20 protein-coding genes are annotated in these 22,897 nt (G+C 68.7%); 13 read left to right on the plus strand and 7 right to left on the minus strand.

From position 1 onward, the window contains the following. Positions 1-108 precede the first annotated feature (108 nt). The 8 genes from Q8K49_RS06505 to Q8K49_RS06540 all read left to right on the plus strand — a co-directional run bounded on the left by Q8K49_RS06505 (position 109) and on the right by Q8K49_RS06540 (position 8,980). On the plus strand, positions 109-1,641 hold the full coding sequence (locus Q8K49_RS06505) for a trypsin-like peptidase domain-containing protein (protein WP_305304926.1): 1,533 nt from the start codon (positions 109-111) through the stop codon (positions 1,639-1,641). Positions 1,642-1,710: 69 nt separating this feature from the next. After that, complete coding sequence (locus Q8K49_RS06510) at positions 1,711-2,382, plus strand: response regulator transcription factor (RefSeq protein ID WP_305304927.1); 672 nt, start codon at positions 1,711-1,713, stop codon at positions 2,380-2,382. Between the two features lie 9 nt (positions 2,383-2,391). Next, entirely contained in the window at positions 2,392-3,819 is a 1,428-nt protein-coding gene (locus tag Q8K49_RS06515; RefSeq protein ID WP_305304928.1) for a HAMP domain-containing sensor histidine kinase, read from the plus strand. Continuing rightward, entirely contained in the window at positions 3,816-6,719 is a 2,904-nt protein-coding gene (locus Q8K49_RS06520; RefSeq protein ID WP_305304929.1) for a bifunctional [glutamine synthetase] adenylyltransferase/[glutamine synthetase]-adenylyl-L-tyrosine phosphorylase, read from the plus strand. Before Q8K49_RS06515 ends, Q8K49_RS06520 begins: the two co-directional genes overlap by 4 nt. A gap of 67 nt (positions 6,720-6,786) precedes the next feature. Next, the gene (locus Q8K49_RS06525) at positions 6,787-7,401 is read left to right on the plus strand and encodes an EF-hand domain-containing protein (protein WP_305304930.1); all 615 of its coding nucleotides are present in this window, start codon (positions 6,787-6,789) and stop codon (positions 7,399-7,401) included. A gap of 66 nt (positions 7,402-7,467) precedes the next feature. Next, a complete protein-coding gene (locus tag Q8K49_RS06530; protein ID WP_305304931.1) occupies positions 7,468-8,037 on the plus strand; it encodes an RNA polymerase sigma factor in 570 nt (189 codons plus the stop codon). Then, a complete protein-coding gene (locus Q8K49_RS06535) occupies positions 8,037-8,465 on the plus strand; it encodes a hypothetical protein (RefSeq protein WP_305305166.1) in 429 nt (142 codons plus the stop codon). The genes Q8K49_RS06530 and Q8K49_RS06535 overlap by 1 nt, the downstream gene beginning before the upstream one ends. Then, entirely contained in the window at positions 8,462-8,980 is a 519-nt protein-coding gene (locus Q8K49_RS06540) for a periplasmic heavy metal sensor (protein ID WP_305304932.1), read from the plus strand. Before Q8K49_RS06535 ends, Q8K49_RS06540 begins: the two co-directional genes overlap by 4 nt. Here Q8K49_RS06540 and Q8K49_RS06545 read toward each other — a convergent pair whose 3' ends face one another. The 3 genes from Q8K49_RS06545 to Q8K49_RS06555 form a co-directional block, all read right to left on the minus strand. Continuing rightward, positions 8,981-11,407: a cell wall metabolism sensor histidine kinase WalK gene (locus Q8K49_RS06545; RefSeq protein ID WP_305304933.1), complete on the minus strand. Its 2,427-nt coding sequence runs from the start codon at positions 11,405-11,407 to the stop codon at positions 8,981-8,983. 187 nt (positions 11,408-11,594) lie between these two features. After that, on the minus strand, positions 11,595-12,170 hold the full coding sequence (locus tag Q8K49_RS06550; protein WP_305304934.1) for a hypothetical protein: 576 nt from the start codon (positions 12,168-12,170) through the stop codon (positions 11,595-11,597). A 103-nt stretch (positions 12,171-12,273) separates the two neighbouring features. Next, entirely contained in the window at positions 12,274-12,684 is a 411-nt protein-coding gene (locus tag Q8K49_RS06555) for a CBS domain-containing protein (protein WP_305304935.1), read from the minus strand. A gap of 176 nt (positions 12,685-12,860) precedes the next feature. On the opposite strand from Q8K49_RS06555, the gene Q8K49_RS06560 reads away from it, so the two are divergent. Next, positions 12,861-13,310, plus strand: coding sequence for a hypothetical protein (locus Q8K49_RS06560; RefSeq protein ID WP_305304936.1), 450 nt, complete (start codon positions 12,861-12,863; stop codon positions 13,308-13,310). 99 nt (positions 13,311-13,409) lie between these two features. Next, positions 13,410-14,903, plus strand: a complete 1,494-nt coding sequence (locus Q8K49_RS06565; RefSeq protein WP_305304937.1) for an aldehyde dehydrogenase family protein — start codon at positions 13,410-13,412, stop codon at positions 14,901-14,903. Positions 14,904-15,058: 155 nt separating this feature from the next. Here the strand turns inward: Q8K49_RS06565 and Q8K49_RS06570 are convergent, their stop codons facing one another. Both Q8K49_RS06570 and Q8K49_RS06575 read right to left on the minus strand, forming a co-directional pair. Continuing rightward, positions 15,059-16,249: a winged helix-turn-helix domain-containing protein gene (locus Q8K49_RS06570; protein ID WP_305304938.1), complete on the minus strand. Its 1,191-nt coding sequence runs from the start codon at positions 16,247-16,249 to the stop codon at positions 15,059-15,061. Positions 16,250-16,315: 66 nt separating this feature from the next. Then, positions 16,316-18,151, minus strand: coding sequence for a VWA domain-containing protein (locus Q8K49_RS06575; RefSeq protein WP_305304939.1), 1,836 nt, complete (start codon positions 18,149-18,151; stop codon positions 16,316-16,318). Positions 18,152-18,323: 172 nt separating this feature from the next. Between Q8K49_RS06575 and Q8K49_RS06580 the strand changes: the two genes are divergently transcribed. Next, a complete protein-coding gene (locus Q8K49_RS06580; protein ID WP_305304940.1) occupies positions 18,324-20,183 on the plus strand; it encodes a monovalent cation:proton antiporter-2 (CPA2) family protein in 1,860 nt (619 codons plus the stop codon). A gap of 2 nt (positions 20,184-20,185) precedes the next feature. Here Q8K49_RS06580 and Q8K49_RS06585 read toward each other — a convergent pair whose 3' ends face one another. After that, positions 20,186-20,989: a hypothetical protein gene (locus Q8K49_RS06585; RefSeq protein WP_305304941.1), complete on the minus strand. Its 804-nt coding sequence runs from the start codon at positions 20,987-20,989 to the stop codon at positions 20,186-20,188. Positions 20,990-21,205: 216 nt separating this feature from the next. Here Q8K49_RS06585 and dusA point away from each other — a divergent pair, with 216 nt between their 5' ends. Together dusA and Q8K49_RS06595 are read left to right on the plus strand one after the other, a co-directional pair. Beyond that, positions 21,206-22,228: a tRNA dihydrouridine(20/20a) synthase DusA gene (dusA, locus tag Q8K49_RS06590; RefSeq protein WP_305304942.1), complete on the plus strand. Its 1,023-nt coding sequence runs from the start codon at positions 21,206-21,208 to the stop codon at positions 22,226-22,228. Positions 22,229-22,340: 112 nt separating this feature from the next. Continuing rightward, complete coding sequence (locus Q8K49_RS06595) at positions 22,341-22,652, plus strand: hypothetical protein (protein WP_305304943.1); 312 nt, start codon at positions 22,341-22,343, stop codon at positions 22,650-22,652. Here the strand turns inward: Q8K49_RS06595 and Q8K49_RS06600 are convergent. Next, on the minus strand, positions 22,649-22,846 hold the full coding sequence (locus Q8K49_RS06600) for a hypothetical protein (protein ID WP_370867738.1): 198 nt from the start codon (positions 22,844-22,846) through the stop codon (positions 22,649-22,651). The genes Q8K49_RS06595 and Q8K49_RS06600 overlap by 4 nt on opposite strands. Positions 22,847-22,897: the final 51 nt, after the last annotated feature.

Consider the following 22,897-nt stretch of genomic DNA (forward strand, 5'->3'; position numbering starts at 1 on the left):
CATTGCGCCCCAAGTCCGCATTGGGGCGTTGGTGAAACAGGCCGCAGACCTATATTGTAAGGCCGAACGGGCGTTCGGCGCCCGACGAGAGGATCGCAAGACACGCCTATGATGAAGCGCAAGGAATTCATGCTGGGGGCCATCGCTGGCCTGACCTTCGCCGCCGCGGCGACCGCCGGCGGCGTCATTGACTGGCCCTCGGCCCAGGCGGGTCCCGTAGCGGGCGTTACGGGCCGCCTCTCGCCCAACGCCGGCGGCTCCGGCCTCGCCTTCGCCCCACCCCAGGGCGCGCCCCTCAGTTTCGCCGACATCTTCGCCCAGGTCGCTCCGGCGGTGGTGCAGATCGAGGTCAGGACGCGGGTCCAGTCGCGCCAGCGTTTCGTGCAAATCCCTGGTCTCGGTGCGGTACCGGTCCCCGGAGCGCCACCGACCGAGGACGGCGAGGACGCCGAGGCCCCCACGGCTATGGGGGCCGGGTCCGGTTTCTTCATCGCCGCCAATGGTTTCATCGTCACCAACAACCACGTGGTCGCCGACGCCACAGAGATTCGCGTCAAGCTCGCCGATGGCCGTGAAATGGAGGCGCGCCTCGTCGGTCGTGACGAGAGCACCGACCTTGCGGTGATCAAGGTCGAGGGGACCGACTTCCCCTTCGTCAGTTTCGAGGAGGCAGCCGTCCCGCGCGTGGGTGACTGGGTCATCGCGGTCGGGAACCCGTTCGGTCTGGGCGGCACGGCGACCGCCGGCATCGTCTCGGCCCAAGGCCGGGACGTCGACAGCGCCTATGTGGGCTATCTGCAGATCGATGCGGCGATCAACCAAGGCAATTCCGGCGGCCCGACATTCGACATCTACGGCCGCGTCATCGGGGTGAATTCGGCCATCTATTCGCAGACCGGCGGATCGGTCGGGATCGGCTTCGCCATCCCCGCCTCGGTGGCCAAGCCGATCACGGATCGCCTGATGCGCGGCGAAACCATCGAGCGCGGCTACGTCGGTGTCGGGATCCAGAATCTCAGCCGCGATCAGATTGAGGCGCTGGGCCTGCCCTCCGACTTCACCGGCGCCTGGGTTGGAGAGGTCACCCCCGGCGGCCCGGCCGAGGCCGGCGGCGTCCGGATCGACGACATCGTTACGCAGATGAACGGGGTGCCCGTGCGGGACCGCACGGATCTGACGCGCCGCATCGGCCAGGTTCGGCCTGGCGAGACGATCCGGCTGGAAGTCCTGCGGGATGGTCGCCCGCTGGCGCTTTCCATTCGTGTGCGCGTACGTCCGCCCGAGTCGGAACTCAACAACCGGCCCGGTCAGGAGCAGGACGATCCCGCGGTGGTCGAGGGCGCGGGCGTGTCGGTCGGCGGCCTGACGGTCGCGCCCATGTCGGACACGCTGCGTCGGCGATATTCTATCCCGGCCGCGATCGACGGCTTGGTAGTGACGACGGCCGAAACCGTGGGCGAACTCAATTTCCGTCCCGGCTACGTAATCACGCGCAGCGCAGCCGGGCCTGTTCGGACCCCCGCGGACTTCGAAGCGGCCATCGCCGCCGCTCGCCGCGCCAACAGAGCGGGTGTCTATCTGGTTGTCTGGACGCCTCAGGGCCATACACCGATCGCTTTACCTCTTCCCAAACCTGAATAAGCCTTAACTGCCCCCATCGCCGCCGATGCGCTAACATCGGCGGCGATTCACGTTCGAGGGGCTGATTCCATGCGCATTCTGGTGGTCGAGGACGACGCTGAAGCCGCGGCCGCCATGGTCCGGGGACTTTCGGAAGCCGGGCACGAGCCGACCCACGCCGTCGATGGGGCCTTCGGGCTGCTGGAGGCGCAGAAGGGCGGCTATGACGTCTATGTCGTTGACCGGATGATGCCGCGTCTCGACGGCATCGGCATGGTCGAGACCGTGCGCAAGGACGGCGACCAGACGCCCGTCCTGTTCCTGTCCGCCCTCGGCGAGGTCGAAGACCGCGTCATGGGGCTGAAGGCCGGGGCCGACGACTATCTGGTCAAACCCTATGCCTTCTCCGAGCTGATCGCCCGGGTCGAGGCCCTGGCGCGCCGCCGCGAGACCGGGTCGGTCGCCACCATGCTCAAGGTCGGCGACCTCGAGATGAACCTCATCGCCCGCACCGTGCACCGCACCGGCAAGGAGATCGATCTGCAGCCCCGCGAGTTCCAGCTGCTGGAGTTCCTGATGCGGCACGCCGGCCAGTCCGTCACCCGCACCATGCTGCTGGAGAAGGTCTGGGAATACCATTTCGACCCCCAGACCAATGTCATCGACGTCCACATCAGCCGCCTGCGCGCCAAGATCGACAAGGGCTTCGACCACGCCATGCTGCAGACGGTGCGCGGGTCGGGGTATCGGCTGGAGCCCTGACGGCAGCCAGTGAAACTTCCCTCCCTCCTACGCCGCACGCCCTTCCGGCTGACGCTGCTGTTCCTCGCCCTGTTCGCGGCGGCGGCCAGCGCGATCCTGGCCTACGTCTATTTCGCATCGGCGGAGGAGGCGCGGGCCCGAACCGAGGCTGAGGTGACGAACGAGTTCACCGTCCTGACCGAAATCTACAGGCTGCGAGGGGTCGAAGCCCTGAACGCAGCCTTGATCGACCGGACGATCCGGACCGGACCCTATCTGTACATGCTGATGGACGCCCAGGGTCAACTGATCACCGGCAGCCTGACCGAGTCGCCGATCGAAATCGTGCCGCGGGGAACGGGAGACGAGGGTTCTGCGCCGGCGTGGGAGACCTTCCGCTACACCGACAATGACGCCAGCGGTCGGGTGACTCGGCCGGAGTCGCTGGGCGTGCAGGCGCGGCTGTCGGGCGGCGAAATCCTGTTTGTCGGCGAATCTATGGGCGACACCCAGGCCTATCTTGCGCGCCTGACCCAGGCGTTGTGGATGGCCATGGGCATCGTGCTCCTGCTCGGTCTGGCCGGCGGGGTGCTGGTCAGCCGTAACCTCGAACGCGCCATGGGCCGGTTGAGCAAGGTCGTCACGGCCGTGCAGGAGGGCGATATCAAGGCCCGGGCCGTGGTCCGGAACTCCGGCGACGAACTGGATGAACTGGGTGCCGGGCTGAACACCATGCTGGATCGGCTGGAGGGGTCGATGGCCTCGATCCGCCACGCCGGAGACGCCATCGCCCATGATCTGCGCTCGCCCCTGACCCGGATGCGGGCCAAGCTGGAGGTGGCGCTGATGGACGCCGAGGCCGGCAAGATCGACGGCGTCGACGCGGTCCAACTGGCCCTCGACGAGGCCGACAACCTGCTCAAGACCTTCAACACCGTCCTGGCCATCGCCCGTCTACAGGCGGCCGCCGGCCGTACGCCGGACCCCAGGGTGTTCGACGCCGCCGATCTGGCCGCCGACATGGCCGAACTTTACGAGCCGGCGAGCGAGGACAAGGGGCTGGAGTTCTCCGCCGAGATCGAGCGCGGCCTGATGATTGAGGGCAACCAGCCCTTCCTGGCCCAGGCCCTCGCCAACATCATCGACAACGCCATCAAATACACGCCGACCGGCGGCGCCGTCATGCTGCGCGCGCGCCGGCGTTCATCGGGCGAGATCGAATATTCCGTCACCGACACCGGGCCCGGCGTTCCCGAGGAAGACCGCGAGCGGGTCATCGAACGCTTCGTCCGGCTGGACAATAGCCGCACGGAGGCCGGCTCGGGCCTCGGCCTGTCGCTGGTCGGGGCGGTGATGGAGGCCCATGGCGGCCGCATCCTGTTGGATGAAGGCCCCGGCGAATACGGCGGCTTCGGCCCCGGCCTGCGGGTGGCCCTGGTCCTGCCGGCGACGGAATGAGCGGGTCGCTCGGCTCGCGGCTCGCCCCCTGTGGCCCGGTCGTAGACGCCGTCGCCGCCGATCGGGTCCATGAGCGCCTGTCCGGGGCGGCGAGCGAAGGCGGGTGGTCGGACGCGTTTGAAGCCGCCTGGCCCGCGCTCGTCCCCGTCTTTGCCGCCTCGCCCTATCTGGGCGGTCTGGCGCGCCGCTGGCCCGAGCGGCTTCGGCTGACGCTGGAGGCGGCGCCGGAGGATCGGCTGGCGGCGATCCTGTCCTCGACTACAGCCTTGGGCGGCGGCGCTGACGAGGTCCGCGCGCCCCTGCGCTGGCTCAAGGCCGAACTGCACCTGCTGACCGCCCTGTGCGATCTCGCCGGCGTCTGGGATCTGGACGCTGTCACCGGCGCGCTCAGCCGCTTCGCCGACGCCTCGACCCAGGCCGCCCTGCGGGCCGTCGCCCATGACCAGCGCGAGCGGGGCAAGCTGGTCTGCGCAGCCGACGATCCGCGCGGCCCCATACCTGGCCTGTTCGGCCTGGCGATGGGCAAGCACGGCGCCTTTGAGCTCAACTATTCCTCCGACATCGACATCAGCCTTTTCTGGGAGCCCGAGGCTTTGGAGAGCGCCCTGGCCGAAGGCGTCGAGCCGCAGAAATTCTGCGACCGCGCCGCCCATGCCCTGGCGTCGCTGATGCAGGAGCGGACCGGCGACGGCTATGTCTTCCGCTTCGACCTGCGGCTGCGGCCCGATCCTTCGTCCACCCCCCCCGTGGTCGCCGCTTCCATGGCGCTCGCCTACTACGAAAGCGTCGGTCAGAACTGGGAACGCGCCGCCTTCATCAAGGCCCGGCCGGTGATCGGCGACCTCGCCGCCGGCGCTGATTTCATCAAGGCGCTGAGGCCCTTCATCTGGCGGCGCAGCCTGGACTATCCGGCCATCCTGGACATCCAGTCGATCAAGCGCCAGATCCACGTTCACAAGACCGGCGAGGCCATGGAGGCCGCCGGGGCCAACCTGAAACTGGGCAGGGGCGGCATCCGCGAGATCGAGTTCTTCGCCCAGACGCAACAGTTGATCCTCGGCGGCCGCGACCCTGCGCTACGAAACCCACGCACCGTCGACGCTCTCGCCGCCCTTCGCGATGCCGGACATGTCAGCGTGGAGACCTGCGCCGGACTGACGGCCGCCTATATCGAGCTCCGGGGGCTCGAGCACCGCGTGCAGATGCTCGATGACGAACAGACCCACATCCTGCCGGCCGACCCCGCGCGGCGCGCGGCGGCGGCGGCCCTGGCGGGGGAGGGCGATCTTGCCGCCTTCGACCAAGGGGTCGAATCCCTGCTGGTGGAGGTCAACCGCACCTATGGCGAGCTGTTCGAGGGCGAGGAGGCCCTGTCCTCTCCCTATGGCTCGCTGGTTTTCACCGGGGTCGAGAACGATCCCGAGACCTTGGCGACGCTGGAGCGGATGGGTTTCACCGAACCGGCCGGCGTGGCCGACGCCATCCGCAGCTGGCACCACGGCCGCATCCCGGCGACCCGTTCGGCGAGAGGGCGGGAGCTGTTCACCCGGCTGGCCCCTCGCCTGCTGACCGCGCTGGCCGACATGTCACAAGGGGATGGGGGCGCGGCCGACGCCGCCTTTCGCCGCTTCGCCGTCTTCTTCGCGGGTTTGAACAGTGGCGTTCAGGTTCAGGCCCTGTTCCTGGCCCAGCCGAAGCTGTTTGACCTCGTCGTCGGCGTCATGGCCTTCGCCCCCCGGCTGGCCCGCACCCTCGGCCGCTATCCCGCCGCCCTGGACAGTATGCTGGACGCCCGTTTCGCCCGCGCCATTGACGAGGATTCCGGCCTGGTCGCCCAGATGAAGGCCGACGCGGCCGCGGCGCCCGATTTCGAAACCGCCCTCGACATCGCCCGCCGGGTGCACCGCGAGCAGATGTTCCGTATCGGCATCCAGACGTTGACGGGGCACGCCGGTCCGGAGGCGGCCGGCCGCGCCTATACGGCGCTGGCCGACGCCGTCATGGACGCCCTGGCTCCCGCCGCCATGGCCGAGGCGGTGCGTCAGGGCGGGGTCCTTCACGGCGGCGCGGTCGCCGTGGTCGCCTTGGGCAAGGCCGGCTCGCGCGAGATGACCGCCGGCTCCGACCTCGATCTGATGACCCTTTATGACGCGCCGGCCGAGGCCGTATCCGACGGCAAGGGCTGGGCCGCCGGGGTATTTTACTCCCGCTTCACCCAGCGGCTGATAGCGGCCCTGTCGGCGCATACGGCCGAGGGCGGCCTTTACGAGGTCGATATGCGGTTGCGGCCCGGCGCGGCCAAGGGGCCGGTGTCGCTGCGATTGTCGGCGGTTGAGGATTATTACGCGACCGAGGCCGACACCTGGGAGTTCATGGCCCTGACCCGCGCGCGGGTAGTCTGGACCGACGACCCGGACTTCGGCGCACGGGCGACAATGGCGCTGGAAGCCATACTGCGCCGGCCCCGACCGGACGCTGATGTCGCCGCCGACGCCCGCCGGATGCGCGATCTGATGGCGCGCGAGCGGCCGGGGCAGGGGCCGTGGGATCTCAAGCTCGCGCCCGGTGGTCAGGTCGACGCTGAGTTCGTCGCTCAGGTTCGTCAGTTGAAGTTCGCTGCGGCCGGCGGCCCACTGACGGTCTCGACGCTGGAGGCGCTCGCGGCGGAACCCGCTCTGGCCGAGGCTTGGCGACTGCAACAGGCGCTGGGCCAGATCCTCAGCGCGGCCTTCGACGAAAGGCCTGACCCCGAACACGAACCCGAGGGCTTCCGCCGCCGTCTGGCCGAAGCTGCGGGCCTGACCGATTTCGAAACCCTCAAGGCCCGGTTGGCCCAGGTTCGGACGGCCGCCCGCGCCGCTTTCGAATCGGTCCTGCCGCCCCCCCGCGACGGAAACTGACGGCAACGCCGTTTTAGTCTGCAGACAGGGACTGCGGCCGCGCAGGGCGGCCATGGAGATCACAAAGATGCACAAGACCCTTCTCGTCGGCGGCCTGGCCGCCCTGATGCTGGCCTCGGCCGGCACCGCCTTCGCCCAACAGGCTCCGGCGCGGCCCATGCGCGCCGATGCGGACGGCGACAGCCGCCTCAGCCGGGCCGAGTTCGTCGGACAACGTGTGCAGCGCTTAGCGGCGGCTGACGCTGACCACGACGGTTCGGTCACCACCGAGGAGCGCCGCGCCGCGATGCAGACCCGGATGGCAAGCCGCGCTGACGCCCGCTTCGACCGACTGGACGCCAATAATGACGGCGCCGTCAGCCGCACCGAGTTCGACGCAGCCCGCGCGGCCGGACGTGAAGCCCGCGCCGACCGTGGTCCCCGTCCGATGCGTCCCCATCGTGGCCCCGGTCGCGGCCAGCGCGGCATGGCCCGAATGGAGGCCCGCGCCCCGGTCGTCATCGCTGATGTCCAGGCTCGCGCTGAACAGGCCTTCACCCGTCTCGACGCCGACCACGACGGCTTCGTCACCGCCGCCGAGGGCCGCGTCGGCCGTCAGGCCATGCGCGAGCATCGCCGCGAGCGCATGAGCCAACGCCGCGCCGCGCGTCAGGCGTCGCCGCAGGCGCCCGCTTCGGAGTAGGGACGATGTCGGGGACGGCGGTCATCAACCGGGCGGCCCTTTCGGTAGCAACGGAAGAGGGCCGGAGTGGCGCTGATCGCCGACCCCGACGAGGAACTGGTGCGTCGCGTGGGTCGAGGGGACCCGGCGGCGATCCAGGCCATGGTGGCGCGCAAGCTGCCGCGCATGCTGGCGCTTGCGCAGCGGATGCTGGGCGACGCCTCCGAGGCCGAGGATGTGGCGCAGGACGCCATGTTGCGGGCGTGGAAACAGGCGCCACGCTGGACGCCGGGTCAGGCCAAGTTCGACACCTGGCTGCATCGGGTCGGGCTGAACCTTTGCTACGACCGGCTGCGGCGCCGACGCGAAACGCCCACGGCGACGCCGCCGGAACGGCCCGATCCCGGGCCCGCGCCGGATCGGGGGCTGTTGGCGGGGGACGTGGGCATGCGTGTCGATGCAGCGCTGGCTCGACTGCCGGACCGTCAGCGCGAGGCCATTGTTTTGTGCCACTATCAGGAGCTGACCAACATCGAGGCCGCGGCTCTAATGGAGGTCAGCGTGGACGCGCTGGAGAGCCTGTTGTCGCGTGGACGAAGGGCATTGAGACAAGCCTTGGCCGATATCCGGCCGGGTGCTGAAGGAGCAGGAGTGTGATGACGTCGGAACGGTTCCTCGTCTTGGTCGCGGCCTACGGCGCCGACGTGCGGCGCTGGCCCGAGGCGGAACGCGCGGCGGCCCGGGCCTTCGCCGTCGCCGAGCCGAACGCCGCCGCCCCGGCCCTCGCTGAGGCGGGCGCTGCGGACGCCCTGCTGCATGCCTCCCGCGTGGCCCACCCGTCTCTGGCCCTGCGCGATCGGGTCATCGCCTCGGCCGCCGGGGCCGGGTTGAAGGCGCGCCGCGAGGGCCGCCGTTGGCTGGATCGGCTGGCGTTGACGCTCGGCGCCGGCTGGGCCGCCGCCGCCTGCGCCGGTGTAGTCGCGGGCGTTATGATGACCAGCTATCTGACCGCCGACGCCCAGGCCGAGGCCGTCCTGTATCAGGCCTCCCTGCTCGGCGTGGACGATGCCGAGGTGCTCGGATGAGCCCCAAGGCCCTCAAGATCGCCCTCGTCGGCTCGGTGGCCTTGAACCTGTTCGCCGCCGCCGCCCTGACCACCCTGTTCGTCACCCGCGCCCAGGTGGAGGACCGGGTGGAGGCGCAGCACCGGACGCACCGCACCGGCTCGCCCATGCGGTTGATCGCCCAGCTCGATCCCGCCGTCCGGGAACGGGTCCGTGACACCTTGCGCGCATCGGCCCTTGCCGCCCGTCCTGATTTCGAGGAAGCGCGGCTGAAACGGCGCCAAGCCGTGGAGATGGGGCGTTCCGCGACCTTCGACACAACCCGGGCAACCGCCTTGCTGGAACAGTCGCGGACCGCCGAGTTGCGCGGCAGGGCGCGGCTGGAAGCCGACGCCGTCGCCCTGCTGGCGACGCTTGAGCCGGAGGATCGACGGGCGCTGTCGGAAATCCTGACCCGCCGGGGCCGTGCCGCGAACCGCGACCATGGCGGTCGGGAATCGCACAAGGAGGGATCGAGGACGACCCCTTCGACTTGATCAGGCGGCGCGTGCCTGCGTCGTCCGGGTCGGCTCGGTCTTCATCGGCGACCCCGGCCGCCGGATCGGCAGGTCGAAGCCTACGGTCGTGCCCCGGCCCGGCTCGCTCTCGATGCTCAGCGTACCGCCGTGCAGTTCGATCAGCGACTTGGTCAGGGCCAGACCAAGGCCGGTGCCCTGCGTCGTCTTGGAGTGCTGGCCCTCGACCTGTTCGAACGGCCGCGCCAGCCGGGTCAGGTCCTGGGCGGCGATGCCGATGCCGGTGTCGGTGACCGCCACCCGCAGTCGCTCGTCGTCCTCGCGAGAGATGGCCACGACGATGTGGCCGCCCTCGGGCGTGAATTTCACCGCATTCGAGATCAGGTTGAGAACCACCTGTTTCAGGCCGCGATAGTCGGCCTCGATCTCGGGCAGGTCCGGCGCATCGACCAGCAGGTTCAGGCCCGCCTCCTCGATTTTGCCGCGCATCAGTCGGGCGGCGTCGTCAACCACCTCCTTCAGCGACACGGTCTCATAGTGAAGCGTCAGCTTGCCGGCCTCGATCTTGGCCATGTCCAACACGTCGTTGATCAGCGAAAGCAGGTGCTGGCCTGACTTGAGAATATCGGCGGCGTATCCCTTGTATTTTGGATCGCCCATCGGCCCGAACATCTCTCCCGCCATGATCTCTGAGAAGCCGTTAATGGCATTCAGCGGCGTGCGCAGCTCATGGCTCATATTGGCGAGGAATTCCGACTTGGCCTGGTTGGCCGCCTCGGCCCGGGTCATGGCCACTTCGTATTTCCGCGCCAGCAGCGACAGCTTTTCCTCGCGATCCTCCAGCTCGGTGATGGTGACGTACAGCCGTTCGGTCGCCCGCTGCCGCTCCGCCTCCTTCTGCTTGATGGCGGTGATATCGGCCGCCGTAACCACCGAGCCTCCATCAGAGGTGAAGCGTTCGATCAGCTGCAGCCAGCGTCCGTCATGCAGCTCGATCTCGCGCGCGCCGGCCCGACCCCCGGTGGCCGGCTGGTCCGACTTGATGGCGAGGGCGGCAATCTGGTTCAGATCCTGTTTGAACACGCCACGCCGCACCACGCCGGGCTCGAACGCGAAGGCGTCATGAAACGCCTCGTTCGACAGGATCAGCCGGCCCTGCTTGTCGAACAGCACGAAGGCGTCCGATACGCTCTCGATCCCATCGCGCAGCCGGCCTTCGGCGGCCTGGGCATGGGCCTTGGCCCGGCGCGCCTCGGTGGTGTCCAGGGCCACGCCCAGCACGCAGGTGAAGCCGTCGCCGCCACGGTCGCCACGCGCCTGTCCCCGGGCGTCGATCCATCGCGCCCGACCCTCGGCGTCCGGCACCGGAAAGCTGACGTCGAAGGCTCCGAAGGTCTGGGCCTGACGCAGCGCGTGCAGCACCGCGTCATGATAGCGCGGATGGATCCGGGCCAGGATTTCATCGGACGGAATCGGTCCGCTGCGCTCCAGCCCCATCAGCTCCGCCATATAGTCAGACACCGTGACCTGATCCATTTCGATGTCCCATTCCCAGACGCCGCAGCGGGCGGCCTCGACGGCGCCGCGAAAACGCCGTTCCGAGGCCGCCCATGCCCGGCTGATGCCCTGTTGACGGCGTTGCAGGAGCAGGGCCAGCAAGACGACGAAGGCGCCGATGCCGACCGGCGCTGTCAGGACCCAGACGTCGTCCAGAAGAGCGTCTGCGCCCGTGTTCACGGGGGTCGACGCCACGGCGATCAGGCCGGTACCACCGATCGGCGCCCCGGTCCGGCGGATCGACTGCTCCCCGACGGTCAGCGTCACGCCCCGCCCGTCGGGCGCGATCGGGGTTGAGCCCAGACCAATGGCGGCGCTGTTTGTTCGCGCCCCTGCGAGGACCGCATCGGGCCCCGACAGAACCCACAGGTCCACGCCTTCGCGACGGGCCAGCGACGGCAGCGGCGCCCGGCCGACGATCCGGCTGCCGTCCGAAAGGTTTCGGGATACCAGGATGGCGCGACCGTCAGCGGACAGCAGGGGCCGACCCTCCGCCGCGGCGAAGGCGCGGCTATTGTCGCCCGCCGCCGCCAGCACGCGACCATCGTCCGCCACCACCGCAAAAGCCCGGCCCGGCGCCGCGGCCCGGGCGCGTTCGACGGCGATCCGCGGCTCGCCTACCGCAGCGCCGGCGCGAACCGCGGCCTCGACGGGCCCGACCCGCGTCTCGATCTCAAGCGCCAGCAGCCGCGCCTCGCGGTCCACGGCCGTCAGCCGCAGGGCGTCGGCCTCGTGGCCGGGCCGCGCCATCTCGCGGGCGAACAACAGAACATAGGCCGACACCGCCAGCGTCACGGTCAGTATGGCGATCCGTAACCATGGCGGGGGGGCCTTGCGCCGGTCCGCCGTACGCCGCCCCTCATTGGTTATGCGGCGCTCTTCACCCCGCAAGGCGCTCTCCCCAAAAGGATTCGACGTTGAACGGCGAATCTAGGCTGCGTCGCAGATTCCTGTCGAGGCTTGGTTAGAAGCCATCAACCTTTTGTGGCGCAGCCGAACCTCGAATATTGTTCGTTCACGGTGAATCTACCTGAAACAGAAGATGTTTCAGAATCACCCTATAGTGACCGATTTCGCTCTAGGCGGCGCGCGATTCCCGCAGTGGCGCGGCGACGACGTCGGATGGCGCGGCCAACACGTCGGTGACTGACTTCAGCACGGACCGGGCCTCGCGGGCCAGCATCTGCATTTCGGGTGGCGCGTCGTCCGGCGCCTCATCGACCGAAGCGGCGAGCCGCTCGGCTAGCGCCATCAGACGCGGCGCAGCGGCGATAAGCCGGGCCTGGAATTCAATCTGATCCGGGTCGCGGTCATATTCCGCGCCGGGCACCCGCCATCCGCCCCAGTCCGCCTGGTCGGTCACCACAACCGGATAGGTGCCGGGGAAGGGATGATGCGGGCAGTCGTCGGCGGTCTGCCACTTGTTGCGGGCCCGCATAAGCCGCCATGTCTCGCCGGTGTTCGCGGCGGGATCCTCGGTCGGCAACAGAAGTTCATTGCTCAGGAACTCCCGGCCGAGGCCGACGTCATAGGTGACGCGGACGGGCTCCTCGAACCCCTTGGCCCAGACGGGCTGGACCTTCTCGATCTGGGCCCAGGCGCCGACGCATTCGACCCAGACCTTTTGTCCCTTCTGGAACTGCGCGCGCGCCATCCATGTCTCCCGATCCGAACATCGAGAGTGCGCCCCCGCGGGTGAACAGCCGGTTCCGGGATAGGGTGAAGCAGACGTAAACGCCGGCTTCACCCCGACGCCGTCAGGCGCGGGAAATGTCTTCCAGCGCTTCGCCCGTGTATTTTTCCTTCACCCGGGTGGACAGGTCGCCCAGCGAGACGACGCCGACCAGACGGCTGTCCTTGTCCAGCACAGGCAGGCGGCGGATCTGTTTGGCGCCCATGGAATCCAGAACGGTCTTCAAGTCATCGTCGGCATTGGCGGTGTGCGGATTGCGAGTGATGTATTCGACCACCGGCGCGCCTGCGGCCGCGCCCTGGGCCAAGGCCCGGACGGTCAGGTCCCGGTCGGTGATCGTACCGATCAGCGTGTCGCCGTCGGCCACCGGCATGAAGCCGAAGTCCCCGGCCGCCATGCGCGAGGCGACCTCCTGAACGGTGTCGCCGGGACGGGCGACCTGAACGTCCTTGCTCATTACATCGCGGATTTTCATCGGTTGTCTCCTTGGATGGGTGCCGTGAAAACCCCTGTCTGCACTGCCGGTTCCGGTTCAGCCAGATGACTGTCAGACAACGAGGCCCTCAGGGTCGGGTCAGGCGTCGCGTGGTTTTCTGTGTCCACGGTCCACTGCGGATCGGAACGATGAGGACTACGACAATGAAAACCGCCATGATCCGGAAGGCTTTGCTTTCCACGCTCGCGGCGACGGCGGTCATGACGGCCACGCCGGCGCTGGCCCAGCAGGTCACCTTCTCCATCGGCGTGGGTTCACCGGGCTACAGCCAGGGCTATGGCTACGACCGCTATGGCTACGACCGCGGCTACGGTTACGACCGTGGCTATGGCTACGATCGCGGCTATGGCCATGATCGGGGCTACGGCAATGACCTGCAGTACCGTGCCCAGCGTCTGGAGCAGCAGATCAACCGTGTGGCCTACAACGGCCGCGTCAGCCGGGGCGAGGCTCAGCGCCTGAGCTGGGAAATGCAGCAGTACCGCAGCCTCGAATGGCGCTACGCCCGTGACGGCCGGCTGAGCCAGCGAGAGTACGCGGATCTGAGCTATCGTCTGGACCGGGTCCAGGCCCTGCTCCGGATGGACCGCCGCGACGGCTGGTAGGTCTCCGCGCACGTGAACAGAGGGCCGCCCCGGCAACGGGGCGGCCTTTCGTTTGTCCGGCTCTGCGGCTAAGCCGCAGCCACAAACCGGAGAACGACGATGACGGCGGCGAACGAGGCGAAGGCCATCCTGCAAAGGTTGGGTGTGAACGACGCCGTCTGGGGCGGGGCGTTGCCCACCCGCTCGCCGATCGACGGCTCCAGCGCCGGCGGTCTGGTCGAAACCGCCGATCTCGAAGGCGTCGTCGCCCGTTCGGTCGAGGCCTTCCATCAATGGAAACGCGTCCCCGCCCCGCGCCGCGGCGAACTGGTCCGCCTGCTGGGCGAGGAGTTGCGTGCCTCCAAGAACGACCTGGCCCGGCTGGTCACGCTTGAGGCGGGCAAGATCGTCTCCGAGGGCCTCGGCGAAGTGCAGGAGATGATCGACATCTGCGACTTCGCCGTCGGCCTGTCGCGTCAGATCTACGGCCTGACCATCGCCAGCGAACGCCCCGGCCACCACATGCGCGAGACGTGGCAGCCGCTGGGGCCGGTGCTGGTCATCTCGGCCTTCAACTTCCCGGTCGCGGTCTGGGCGTGGAACGCCTGCCTTGCTCTCGTCTGCGGCGATCCGGTGATCTGGAAGCCGTCAGAGAAGACCCCGCTGACGGCGGTGGCGACGCAGGCCGTCTTCGACCGTGCCCTCGCTCGCTTCGGTAACGCGCCCGCCGGCGTGGGCCAGCTGGTCATCGGCGGCCGCGACGCCGGCGAGGCCCTCACTACGGATCCGCGCATCCCCCTGGTCTCCGCCACGGGCTCGACCCGCATGGGCCGCGCGGTAGCCCAGACCGTCGCCGCCCGCCTCGGCCGCAGCCTGCTCGAGCTCGGCGGCAACAACGCCATGATCGTCACGCCCAGCGCCGACCTCGACATGGCCGTCCGCGCCATCGCCTTCTCCGCCGTCGGCACCTGCGGCCAGCGCTGCACCACCCTGCGTCGCCTGCTGGTGCATGAGAGCATCGCCGACGCCCTCGTCGCCCGCCTCGCTGCCGCCTATGAAACCCTGCCGGTCGGCGATCCGCGCCGGGACGGCGTCCTGATCGGCCCGCTGGTGGACGAGGCCGCCGGCGCGGCCTTCGACGCAGCCCTGCGTCAGGTCGAGGCCGAGGGCGGCGAGATCGTCGTCGGCGGCAATCGCGTCGACCGCGACGGAGTCTACGTCCGCCCCGCCATCGTCCGCATGCCGGCCCAGAGCGCGGTGGTGCAGCACGAGACCTTCGCCCCCATCCTCTATGTCCTGACCTGGTCCGACTTCGATCAGGCGGTGGCGATGCAGAACGCCGTGCCCCAGGGCCTCAGCTCCTGTGTCTTCACCGACAGCGTCCGGGAGGCGGAAGGCTTCCTCTCGGCCTGGGGCTCTGACTGCGGCATCGCCAACGTCAACATCGGCCCGAGCGGCGCCGAGATCGGCGGGGCCTTCGGTGGCGAGAAGGACACTGGCGGCGGTCGTGAATCCGGCTCCGACGCGTGGAAGACCTATATGCGCCGGCAGACCCAGACGGTGAATTTCAGCCGCGAATTGCCGCTGGCCCAAGGGGTGAAGTTCGACGTCTAGAGCACACCCCCACGCTATCGTCATTCCGGCGAAGGCCGGAACCCAGTGGCGCCGAAGGCGATCTGTTCAGGCAGGGTGTCCGCGACAGGTTCGCGCTCGCGCGCGCCGCGGGGTTCCGGGTCTCCGCTGCGCTTCGCCCGGAATGACGATAGCGGTTAGAGCACCCGCGCCAGCGCCTCCGCCAGATCGCCCTTGCCGACCACCTCGACGTCTTCCAGCCCCAGCCAACCGGCCATCCGCCTTAGCTCCGCTGCCAGCCGCGAGGCCGTAACCGGCGTCGCGTCGGGCTCGCGCCACGCCGCCTGCACCAGCAGCGTCCCGGCCTTGCGGTCCGACTTCAGATCGACCCGCGCCGTGATCGCCTCATCCTCGAGGAAGGGCAGGACGTAGTAGCCGTGGGCCCGCTTGTGCGCGGGGGTGTAGATCTCCAGCCGCACCTTGACCCCGAACAGCCGCTCGGTCCGGTCGCGGGTCCAGATCAGATTGTCGAACGGCGACAGCAGGGCCGCGCCCGTCACCTTGCGCGGCGTCCGCGCCCCGGCGGCCAGATACGCCGGATGCCGCCAGCCCTTCACCGACACAGGCGTCAGCTCGCCGGCCTCGACCAACTCCGCGACCCGGTCGCGCGCATCGGCCAGCGGCAGGCGGAAATAGTCGCGCAGATCCGCCGCCGTCGCCACGCCCATCGCCCGCGCCGACATGCGGATCAGCTCGCGCTGGGCGTCGGCTTCGTCAGGCGTCGGCAGATCGACGATCCGGGCGGGCAGGGCGCGTTCGGTCAGGTCATAGACCCGCTCAAACCCGTTTCGCGTCTTCGTGGTGATCAGCCCGGCCCAGAACAGCCACTCCAACGCCCGCTTGCCGTCCGACCATGACCACCAGCCGGGCGCACCGCGCGGTCCTGTGGCGAAGTCGCCGCCGGTGACCGGCCCGCGCCGTTCGATCTCGGCCAGCACCCCGTCGATATAGTCGCGCTTCTCTCGTCCGAACCGCGAAAGCCCGGTCCACATCGCCCCGCCCCGTGCCCGCGCCATCCGCCAGCGCAGCAGCGGCTGCATCTCCAGCGGCAGCAGCGAGGCTTCATGCCCCCAGTATTCGAACAGCCCCCGCCGCGCCCCCCAGGCCTCGGTCTCCAGCGCCTCGCGCGGATAGTCGCCCAGCCGCGAGAAGCCCGGCAGATAATGGGTCCGCGTCACCACATTGACGCTGTCGATCTGGATCACGCCCAGCCGCCGGGCGACATCCCGCACATGGCTGCGGCCGGCCGCGGCGGGCTGCGTGCGGCCGAACCCCTGGGCGGCCAGGGCGATGCGGCGAGCGGTTTTGGTTGAGAGGGTGTCGGTCACCCTCTCAACCTAGCGGTAGTTTCCCGGCGCGCCAGATGGACGGCGCGCCGGGATGGCGGAGATCGGCTACGGCGCCGCCCGCGCCGGCAAGCGCTGCGCCGCGCGGATCATCTGCACGAACTCGGCCCGCTCGCCGTAGGGGTCCTCGCCGCGGGCGCCCTGCGCCTGTTCCAGAACCGCGTCCCACTCGAAGCCATCGCCCAGCCAGGGATCGCCGCGCAGCCGCTGGCCGAAGGCGGCCACGGCGATGGCCCAGCGCGTGCTCTCGGGCGGCTGGGTGCTGATCCGGGCGCCGCCCGCATTCGACACCACCCGCTGCATCAGCTGCGAGTCGCGTTCGCCCGGCAGCTTGTAGCGGACCTTCACAAAGCCGACCTCGCCGTACGGATCGCCGCCGCCGACGCCGAGGCCGTTGCGGTTCGCGGGGTAGTGCCGCTCACCCATCTGGCTCGGCCCGCCCACCGGAGTGATCTCATACAGGGCGGTGACCGAAGCGCCGGAACCCACCTCGCCGGCATCGACGCGGTCATTGTTGAAATCGGCCTCGTCGAGCAGCCGGGTCTCATAGCCGATCAGCCGGTATTCGCTGACCCGGGCCGGGTTGAACTCCACCTGGATCTTGACGTCGTCGGCGATCGGGAAGGCGCCCCGGTCGAAGGCCGGACCGAACAGCCGCCGGGCCTCGTTCAGGTCGTCGACATACGCCGCCGTTCCGTTCCCGGCCTGGGCGATGGTCTGCATCCGCGCGTCCTGATAGTTGCCGCGCCCGAAGCCGTAGACCGACAGATAGACGCCGGTTTCCCGCTTGGCGGCGACATAGTCCTCCAGCCGCAGATTGTCGGTGACGCCGACATTGAAGTCGCCGTCGGTGAACATCAGGATGCGGTTGACCCGGTCGCGGGCGAAGCTGGCCTCGGCCTGCTGATAGGCGTTGGTCATGCCGGTCGCCCCGGCCGTGCCGCCGGAGGCGTACAGGCTGGCCACGGCGCAGCGAAGCTTCAGCTTCTGGTTCCCCGGCGTCGGGGCCAGCCGCGTGCCCGCGCCCTCGGCGTAGAAGGTCACCGCCGCCGTGTCCTGCGGCCGCAGCCGGTCGATGATCAGGTTCATCGACTTCTGCGCCAGCGCCAGCTTGTCCGGGCTGTCCATCGAGCCCGACACATCGACCAGGAAAGTCAGGTTCAGCGGCCGCCGCTCGTCCGCGGGCAGTTCGTAACCCTGTAGCGCGACATGGACGATCTGCCGCCCCGGCCCCCAAGGGGATTCAGTCACCGCCGTGGTGATGGCGAACGGTTGGGTCGACGCGGTCGGCCGCTCATAGCCGTAGTCGAAATAATTGATCAGCTCCTCGACCCGCACCGCATCGGCGGGCGGCGCGCGGCCCTCGTCCATGAAGCGCCGGACGTTGGCATAGCTGGCCGTGTCGACGTCGATCGAGAAGGTCGAGACGGGCTCGTCGGCGACCCGGCGCACCGGATTGGGGGTGGCGTCGGGGTAGCGTTCGGTGTCGGCGGGGCGGGGCGGGGAGATGATGCCGGGCTGCGGCGACGTAACCCGGGAACCGGTAACCACGACTGCATTGGTCACAGGCGGCGGTGGAGCAGTCGGCGGCGGCGGCGGCGGTGGAGCGGGCGGGGGCGGTGGCATGGGCGCGACATAGGCGGGCCGCGCGCCCCCGACGGCCGGCGGGGCCATGCTGCGTGCCGCCGCATAGTCGGCATTCCGCTCTTCCGGCAGGGTGAAGCCGAACACGCGACAGGCGGCGGGGGAGACCACGCCGTCCGACGGCTTGTCGGGATCGATCGCCCTGCCCTCCTGGGCCATGACCGGCAGGGGCGCCATCGGGGCGGCGAGGGTCAGGCTGACCAGACCGACGAGGGCTCGTTGCAACGGACGTTTCGACATCGCGCATCTCCCCTTGGTTGTGTGGTCACCATGAGGCCGCCCGGCCTCGGGCGAAACTGTGGCGCGCGGGTCTGACGAAGCCTGACGGCCCATGTGGCGTCCAGGGACCGGTGAAGGGTGGCGCATCCCCGCGTCACCCCCCAGTATCCAGCGAGGCCGCAGGGGACGCGAGATGCACGAGACGACCAGCATGGGGCTGGGTCACGCGGTGGCGCTGCTGGCGGCCATGGTCGTCGCCGCCACCCTGTTCCGCCGCTTCGGCCTGGGCGCCGTGCTCGGCTATCTGGCCGCCGGCCTGCTGATCGGGCCGTCCGCGCTCGGCGTGGTGGAGGACCCCCGGTCGGTGCTGCATGTCGCCGAGTTCGGCGTCGTCATGTTCCTGTTCATCATCGGTCTGGAGATGCGGCCCGCCCGGCTGTGGAGCCTGCGCAGGGAGATATTCGGTCTCGGCGCCGTACAGGTTCTGGCCTGCGCCCTGCTGTTGACCGGGATCGCTCTGCTGGCCGGATTGGCATTGTATGCGGCCCTGATCGCCGGCTTCGGCTTCGCCCTGTCGTCGACCGCCATCGTCATGCAGCTGTTGCAGGAGCGGAACGAGAACACCGAACCGGGCGGCCAGCGCGTGGTCTCCATCCTGCTGTTCGAGGACCTCGCCATCGTGCCGCTGCTGGCGCTGGTGGCGGTGCTGGGCAGCGCCGGGGGGTCCTCGGTCGAGACCGGTCATCCGATCTGGAGGACCGTCGGCCTGGCCATCGCCGCCGTGGCCCTGGTCTATGTCGCCGGCCGCTGGATCGTGAATCCCTTCTTCCGCCTGCTGGCCCGCTACGGCGGCCGCGAGGTGATGACCATGGGCGCCCTACTGGTGGTCCTCGGCGCCGCCTGGGCCATGGATCTCGGCGGCCTGTCGATGGCCATGGGGGCCTTCCTGGCCGGGGTCCTGTTGTCGGAATCGACCTTCCGCCACCAGCTCGAGGCCGACGTCGAACCCTTCCGGGGCCTGCTGCTGGGCCTGTTCTTCCTCAGCGTCGGCATGTCGCTGGACCTGCGCGTCGTGGTCGCCGACTGGGCCTGGGTGCTGGGCGGGCTGGCCGCCTTCATGTCCGCCAAAATGGTCGTGGTCTACGCCGTCGCCCGGCTGAAGCAAAAGCACGGCGAGGGCCTGCTGCGCGCCGCCCTGATGGGCGAGGGGGGCGAGTTCGCCTTCGTCCTCTATTCCACCGCCTTCGCGCTCGGCCTGTTCGACGCCCGCACGGCCGCCATCCTGTCGGCCGTGGTCATTCTGTCGATGGCCCTGACCCCGCTGCGGGTCATGTTGGCCGACCGCCTGCGCCCCGACGAGTCCCTGTCGGCGGATGACGCAGACGGCGTGGACCACGCCCACGACCTGCGCGAACGGGTGCTGATCATCGGCTTCGGCCGCTTCGCCCAGGTGGTGTCGCAGCCCCTGCTGGCCCGCGACGTGGACGTCTCGATCATCGATCTGGACGTCGAGATGATCCAGGCCGCCGGCAAGTTCGGCTTTAAGGTCTATTACGGCGACGGCTCGCGACTGGATGTGCTGCACGCCTCGGGGGCCGCCGCCGCCGAGACCATCCTGGTCTGCGTCGACAAGCCCGAGGTCGCCGACCGCATCGTCGAACTGGTCAAGGCGGAATTCCCCCTGATCAAGCTGTTCGTCCGCGCCTTCGACCGCGGCCATTCCCTGCGTCTGGTCGAAGCCGGGGTCGAATACCAGCTGCGCGAGACCTTCGAGAGCGCCCTTGTGTTCGGCCATCAGGTGCTGATCGACCTCGGCTTCCCGGACGAGGAGGCGCGCGAGACCATCGAGGACGTCCGCCGCCGCGACGAGGAGCGGTTCACCCTGCAACTGTCCGGCGGGCTCCAGGCCGGGCGGTCCCTGATGCGCGGCAACCTCACCACGCCCCGGCCCGCGCCCTACGTCAAACCCCGCCGCGAGGGCCAGGCCCTCAACGAAGAGGCGGCGGAGGTGCTGGAAGATGAGGACGCGAGAGAGCGGGAGGCGGCAGGCTAGACTTACCGGTATGCCTCCAGCTTGGCGTGAAGGGCGGCGGCTCTCTTACCGACTTCGACCAGATCCGCTTTCGCCAGTTCAGCGAGAGGGGTGTCGGGATTTGGGGAGGCGGTCTCGAGGTGTTCTACGACGAACCGGATAGCGGCCACGGTATCTTCAAATCGCTTATGGAGAACCGGTTCGTGGTGGGCCAACCGGTTGCGAGCCTGATAGATCTTCTCAAGCTGTACGGCGATGTCGGCGCGCCGCAGCTTCTTGCAAGGGAAGGTGCGCTTGAGGGTCTCGCGCCATAGCTTCTGATCGTACTCCGGGCCATAGAGCCGTTTCCAGAAATACATCGTGAGCTCGGCGATGACGGCGCCTTCGGGAACTTCGATCCGTTTCCGACGATCCTTGGCGCGTTTGAGATGGGACGTGTTTGGCGGTCGGCCTGCGGGATAGGCAAGGGCATCCAGATCAGCCTTGCCGGCCTGAGAAAGTTTGGAGTATTCAGCGCGCCGCGCGCTATCGAGCGCTTGCTCGATCTTCTTTCGCTCTGGTTCGCGCCATTTGAAGTGGACGGGTGTTTGCGTGAGCCAATGATCCACGCCGAAATAGTGCGCGAGGTTTTCGCCTACCGAGTTTCGGACGGCGATCTCCACCGTGGCGATGACGTTCATCAGGCCGGAACCTGCCCGAAGAGTTTCTTGGTGCAGGGCAATGGCTTCGGTCGGAGAGCCGGTCAGTCCTATCAGCGAGGCGAGCCTTGCCTGCGAGAGAAACCGTGTAATCGTCCGCGTGTCTTCCGCCGCTTCCCGCATTGACATTCAGCGCTCTTTCCACTAACTTCAGCCTCGAAAAGTCGAGACTCGATCGGCAGTCGCCGCAAGGCAAAACGGATCCTCGACTTCCCAAACCGAAAAGGCACTCTCGAATGCGGGGGTGCCTTTTCTCTTTCTGGTCTGTCGCTCGGACGCCAACCATGACGATATCGTGCGCGCGATGGTTTCCTGTCAAGGTTGTCGCACTTGAAGTGCCCTCCGATGGCTAGTCTGAACCGCCGCCTCTCGATCGCGCCCATGATGGACTGGACCGACCGGCATTGCCGGGCGTTCCATCGCGCCCTGACGGTCAAGGCGCTGCTCTATACCGAGATGATCACCGCCCCCGCCGTGGTCCACGGCGACCAGCAGCGATTGCTGGGCTTCGACGATGTCGAGCATCCGGTGGCCCTGCAGCTGGGCGGCTCCGATCCGGGCCAGCTGGCCGAGGCCGCGCGGATCGGCCAAGCCTTTGGTTATGACGAGATCAATCTGAACGTCGGCTGCCCGTCCGACCGGGTCCAGTCCGGCCGGTTCGGCGCCTGTCTGATGCGCGAGCCGTCGCTTGTCGCCGACTGCATGGCCGCCATCAAGGAAGCGGTCTCGGTCCCCGCCACGGTCAAATGCCGCATCGGGGTCGATGACCAGGACCCGCAGGTCTCCCTGTTCGCGACCGTGGACGCCTGCGCGGCGGTGGGGATCGAGGTCTTCATCATCCACGCTCGCATGGCCTGGCTGCAGGGCCTGTCGCCCAAGGAAAATCGCGATGTGCCGCCGCTGGACTATGCGCTGGTGCGGCGGCTGAAGCGGGAGCGGCCGCATCTGTCGGTGTCGGTTAACGGCGGAATCGCCTCGCTGGCTGAGGCCGAGACGCACCTGGACGACAGCGACGGCGTACGATTAGACGGCGTCATGCTGGGCCGCGCGGCCTATCATGAGCCGGCCATCCTGGGTCAGGCCGACCGCCGCCTGTTCGGCGGCGCGACGTCTGATGTTGACGCCTTCGCCGCCATCGACCGCTACCGGCCCTATCTGGCCGCGCGGCTCGAGGAGGGCGTCCACCTGCCGGCCATGACCCGCCATATGCTCGGACTGATGCACGGCCGCCCCGGCGCCCGGGCCTACCGCCGCATCCTGACGGTAGACTCCATCGCGCCAGGCGCGGGGCTGGAGGTCGTCGACCGCGCTGTGGACGCCGTGCGCGAGGCTGAGGCTCGGCTGGAGCTTCGCGGCGAGGCGGCCTGATCCCGCCCCTGTGATTGAACGGACACACCAGCGCGACAACCCTCAACCGCCTCGCCCGTGGGGGGAACGTCCCGGCGCCGCTTCGCATTTATTCCGGCAGGAGACCTGTTCCATGTCCAAGAGTCCGCCCGCCAAGCCCGACCTGCGCCTTGTCTCGGCCGAGGCCGAGATCTACGATCTGATGCGCACCCCCGCGACCACGGCGGACCGGGTCAAGCGGCTGCAGATGGAAGCCCGGGCCCTCGCCGTCGAACAGGTCGAGGCGCTGGAAAAACTGCTGATGCAGGCCTCGGCCATGGCCCAGGAGATCGCAGACGGCGGCGACGCCTATCCGGTCGGCGCGCGCGAACTGGCCGGCCGTCTGGCCGCCGACCTCCCGATCAAGGCCCAGACGCTGAAGGCCGTGGTCGGTCGGTCCCTCTAGGCCATGGACTCATTAGCGCGCATCCAGATTCTGGCTGATGCGAGCTTCACTCCGGCGAGGTAGTTTTCGGGGTCTTTGTCGTATCGGGTGGCGACGCTTCGGTAGTGTTTGATCTTGTTGAAGAAACGTTCCACGGCGTTTCTGTAGCGATACAGGAAGCGGCTGAAGGCGGGGATGTTGGTGCGGTTGGGCATGGGCTTGACGTTGGCCCAGGCTCCGCGATCGGCGAGGGTCGGCGCAGTCTG

The organism is Brevundimonas sp., from assembly GCF_030682035.1.
GTDB lineage: Bacteria > Pseudomonadota > Alphaproteobacteria > Caulobacterales > Caulobacteraceae > Brevundimonas.

Coding starts and splice junctions, on each gene's coding strand:
- Q8K49_RS06505 (WP_305304926.1), top strand. CDS start 109: ATGATGAAGCGCAAGGAATTCATGCTGGGGGCCATCGCTGGCCTGACC.
- Q8K49_RS06510 (WP_305304927.1), top strand. CDS start 1,711: ATGCGCATTCTGGTGGTCGAGGACGACGCTGAAGCCGCGGCCGCCATG.
- Q8K49_RS06520 (WP_305304929.1), top strand. CDS start 3,816: ATGAGCGGGTCGCTCGGCTCGCGGCTCGCCCCCTGTGGCCCGGTCGTA.
- Q8K49_RS06525 (WP_305304930.1), top strand. CDS start 6,787: ATGCACAAGACCCTTCTCGTCGGCGGCCTGGCCGCCCTGATGCTGGCC.
- Q8K49_RS06535 (WP_305305166.1), top strand. CDS start 8,037: ATGACGTCGGAACGGTTCCTCGTCTTGGTCGCGGCCTACGGCGCCGAC.
- Q8K49_RS06540 (WP_305304932.1), top strand. CDS start 8,462: ATGAGCCCCAAGGCCCTCAAGATCGCCCTCGTCGGCTCGGTGGCCTTG.
- Q8K49_RS06550 (WP_305304934.1), bottom strand. CDS start 12,170: ATGGCGCGCGCGCAGTTCCAGAAGGGACAAAAGGTCTGGGTCGAATGC.
- Q8K49_RS06555 (WP_305304935.1), bottom strand. CDS start 12,684: ATGAAAATCCGCGATGTAATGAGCAAGGACGTTCAGGTCGCCCGTCCC.
- Q8K49_RS06560 (WP_305304936.1), top strand. CDS start 12,861: ATGATCCGGAAGGCTTTGCTTTCCACGCTCGCGGCGACGGCGGTCATG.
- Q8K49_RS06565 (WP_305304937.1), top strand. CDS start 13,410: ATGACGGCGGCGAACGAGGCGAAGGCCATCCTGCAAAGGTTGGGTGTG.
- Q8K49_RS06575 (WP_305304939.1), bottom strand. CDS start 18,151: ATGTCGAAACGTCCGTTGCAACGAGCCCTCGTCGGTCTGGTCAGCCTG.
- Q8K49_RS06580 (WP_305304940.1), top strand. CDS start 18,324: ATGCACGAGACGACCAGCATGGGGCTGGGTCACGCGGTGGCGCTGCTG.
- Q8K49_RS06585 (WP_305304941.1), bottom strand. CDS start 20,989: ATGTCAATGCGGGAAGCGGCGGAAGACACGCGGACGATTACACGGTTT.
- dusA (WP_305304942.1), top strand. CDS start 21,206: ATGGCTAGTCTGAACCGCCGCCTCTCGATCGCGCCCATGATGGACTGG.
- Q8K49_RS06595 (WP_305304943.1), top strand. CDS start 22,341: ATGTCCAAGAGTCCGCCCGCCAAGCCCGACCTGCGCCTTGTCTCGGCC.
- Q8K49_RS06600 (WP_370867738.1), bottom strand. CDS start 22,846: ATGCCCAACCGCACCAACATCCCCGCCTTCAGCCGCTTCCTGTATCGC.